The organism is Chamaesiphon sp. VAR_69_metabat_338, from assembly GCF_031423935.1.
GTDB lineage: Bacteria > Cyanobacteriota > Cyanobacteriia > Cyanobacteriales > Chamaesiphonaceae > Chamaesiphon.
The window spans coordinates 1-2,720 of record NZ_JANPGM010000751.1 but is presented as its reverse complement, the minus strand read 5'-3'; the positions used below and the strand labels follow the sequence as shown (position 1 = coordinate 2,720).

At 45.3% G+C, this 2,720-nt stretch carries 3 protein-coding genes; 2 read left to right on the top strand and 1 reads right to left on the bottom strand.

All coding sequences use genetic code 11. From position 1 onward, the window contains the following. Positions 1-1,624: urease subunit alpha (gene ureC / locus RMO84_RS20715; protein ID WP_310490327.1), on the bottom strand; the 1,624-nt coding region annotated here is incomplete at its 3' end. Positions 1,625-1,886: 262 nt separating this feature from the next. Here ureC and RMO84_RS20710 point away from each other — a divergent pair. Continuing rightward, positions 1,887-2,186, top strand: coding sequence for a type II toxin-antitoxin system HigB family toxin (locus RMO84_RS20710; protein ID WP_310490326.1), 300 nt, complete (start codon positions 1,887-1,889; stop codon positions 2,184-2,186). Then, positions 2,170-2,589 (top strand): transcriptional regulator, encoded by a 420-nt coding sequence (locus tag RMO84_RS20705; RefSeq protein ID WP_310490325.1) that lies wholly within the window; start codon positions 2,170-2,172, stop codon positions 2,587-2,589. The genes RMO84_RS20710 and RMO84_RS20705 overlap by 17 nt, the downstream gene beginning before the upstream one ends. Positions 2,590-2,720 lie beyond the last annotated feature (131 nt).

Sequence of the window (2,720 nt, the reverse complement as noted above, 5' to 3'; positions counted from 1 at the left end):
TTTCAGGATTCACTTCAATCCTTGGCAGCGCATCATTTAACTTCATATCTCGCTTGCTAATTTGACGAGTCCCCGATACGGCCAAAACTTGTTTTCTTAACTGTAATCGATCGGGTAAAAATTGCTCGATCGCTACTTGCGACATAAAGGTAAAAGCCGTATTAGTTCTCGCGCCGCCATAACTCCCAAACATCGGGCGCATGTGGACGGGTTGGGGTGTGGGAATGCTGGCATTGGCATCGCCCATTTGCGCCCAGGCAATCAGTCCGCCTTTAATTACTGTCTCTGGCTTGACGCCAAAAAAAGCAGGTTTCCATAAGCATAAATCGGCAATCTTACCAGACTCGATCGAACCCACATAATTACTAATCCCGTGAGTAATTGCGGGGTTAATTGTGTATTTAGCAATATACCGTTTGGCGCGTAAATTATCTGCTGGTTGACTATCTTGAGGTAAACCGCCGCGTTGGATTTTCATTTTATGAGCAGTTTGCCAAGTCCGAATAATTGTCTCCCCAATTCTGCCCATTGCTTGAGAGTCGGAAGAAATCATACTAAATGCGCCCAAATCATGGAGAATATCTTCTGCCGCGATCGTTTCGCGGCGAATTCTCGACTCGGCAAAGGAGACATCTTCGGGAATACTGGGGCTGAGATGGTGACACACCATCAGCATATCCAAATGTTCGTCGAGGGTATTGAGGGTATAGGGACGGGTAGGATTTGTGGAAGAGGGCAACACATTGGCTTCACCACAGACACGAATGATATCGGGTGCGTGTCCGCCGCCTGCGCCTTCGGTATGATAGGTGTGAATCGTCCGCCCTTTAAACGCCGCAATTGTGGTTTCGACAAACCCAGCTTCGTTGAGGGTATCGGTGTGAATGGCGACCTGGACATCGTACTCATCCGCGACGCTCAGACAATTATCGATCGTGGCTGGCGTAGTCCCCCAATCTTCATGCAATTTTAACCCGATCGCCCCTGCTTTCACCTGCTCGACTAAACCTTGTGGTTGAGAGCTATTTCCCTTTCCCAATAAGCCGATATTCATCGGAAAGGCATCCGCCGCTTCCAACATCCGATACATATTCCACACTCCAGGCGTGCAGGTAGTCGCACTCGTACCCGCTGCTGGCCCCGTCCCGCCACCAATCATTGTCGTAATCCCTGAGGCGATCGCGACTTCTATTTGTTGGGGGCAGATAAAATGGATGTGGGTATCAATCCCCCCCGCTGTCAAAATCGACCCCTCACCAGCGATAATTTCGGTGCCAGGGCCGATAATAATATCGACATTATCTTGAATATAAGGATTGCCAGCTTTGCCGACTTTATAAATCTTGCCGTCTTTAATCCCGACATCGGCTTTAACAATCCCCCACCAATCGAGAATCACCGCATTGGTAATCACCAAATCTACTGCACCATCGGCATTAGAAATCGGCGATTGTCCCATCCCATCCCGAATTACCTTCCCACCCCCAAATTTGACTTCATCCCCATATGTCGTAAAGTCGCGCTCGATTTCGATGAATAGCTCGGTATCGGCAAGGCGGACTCGATCGCCTGTTGTGGGGCCATATGTCTGAGCGTAGGCACGGCGATCCATTCTATAACTCATAGTTCGGTCTGGGGATGAAGTGATGTGATTATCTGGATTTTACTCGAATGGCGTGTCTGCGGCTATGCTCGATCTCCATCTAAACAGCACCAAAATTTAGTGTTGACTTTTTGTTTTCAATATGCAAACATAATCATATGGCAGTATGTAAGTATCTTGACTCTGAAAGTTAACATACGCTTCATATTTGAAACTAGGGACAATATAAGAATGAATAACTCTAAAACTAACATCCCATATAAATATCTAAAGGAACGCTCCCATGCACCTCATTTCTGCTGGCAAACTCAAAGAGGCATCAGCCTCATATCCTGACGTAGAGGAAGTAATCAAGAATTTTTCTAAAAAGTTTGAGAAGGCAGAATGGCAAAATTTGATTGATGTCCAGCAGGACTACCAGTCTGCGGAAGCTGTTGGTAACTTTACAGTTTTCAATATTAAAGGCAATAAATATCGTCTAATCATCGATATTGATTATGAAGAACAAGTAGCTTACTTCAAATATTTCCTAACCCACGCCGAATATAATAAACAGCAGTGGAAAAATGATATCTACTATTAGCAGAAGCAATTATCTCGAACTATTAGATCGAGATAGAATTATCCCAAAAATTATTGAAACCAAGGAAGAATACGAGCAGTTTCTAGCAGTAGCTGAACGGCTGATTTTTAAAAAGCAGACCCGCACACCTGAAGAAACTGTTTTATTCAGACTTCTAGTTAAGTTAATTATGGATTACGAAGAGGAAACGTATTCTCTCAAAGAGTGGTCTCAGACAGCACCTCACGAATTTTTACAGCATTTGATGGAAGCTAGAGGCATGAAGCAAGTAGACTTGGTTGGAGTCCTTAGCCCATCGAAAGGATTGGTATCGTCGATCGTCAATGGCAAGCGATCGATTAGCAAGGCACAAGCTAAGAAACTAGGGGAAATATTCAATATTTCAGCCAGTGTTTTCATTTAGGTTGCGATCGATCGATTACTAACCCCGAATCGCATTGGCAACCGCCAACCCTGCAAGATAAGCATCTTCTACTTTGCGCCCGCGACACCAATCACCAGTACAGAACAAAGGTGCGGGTAGATCGATCGAGA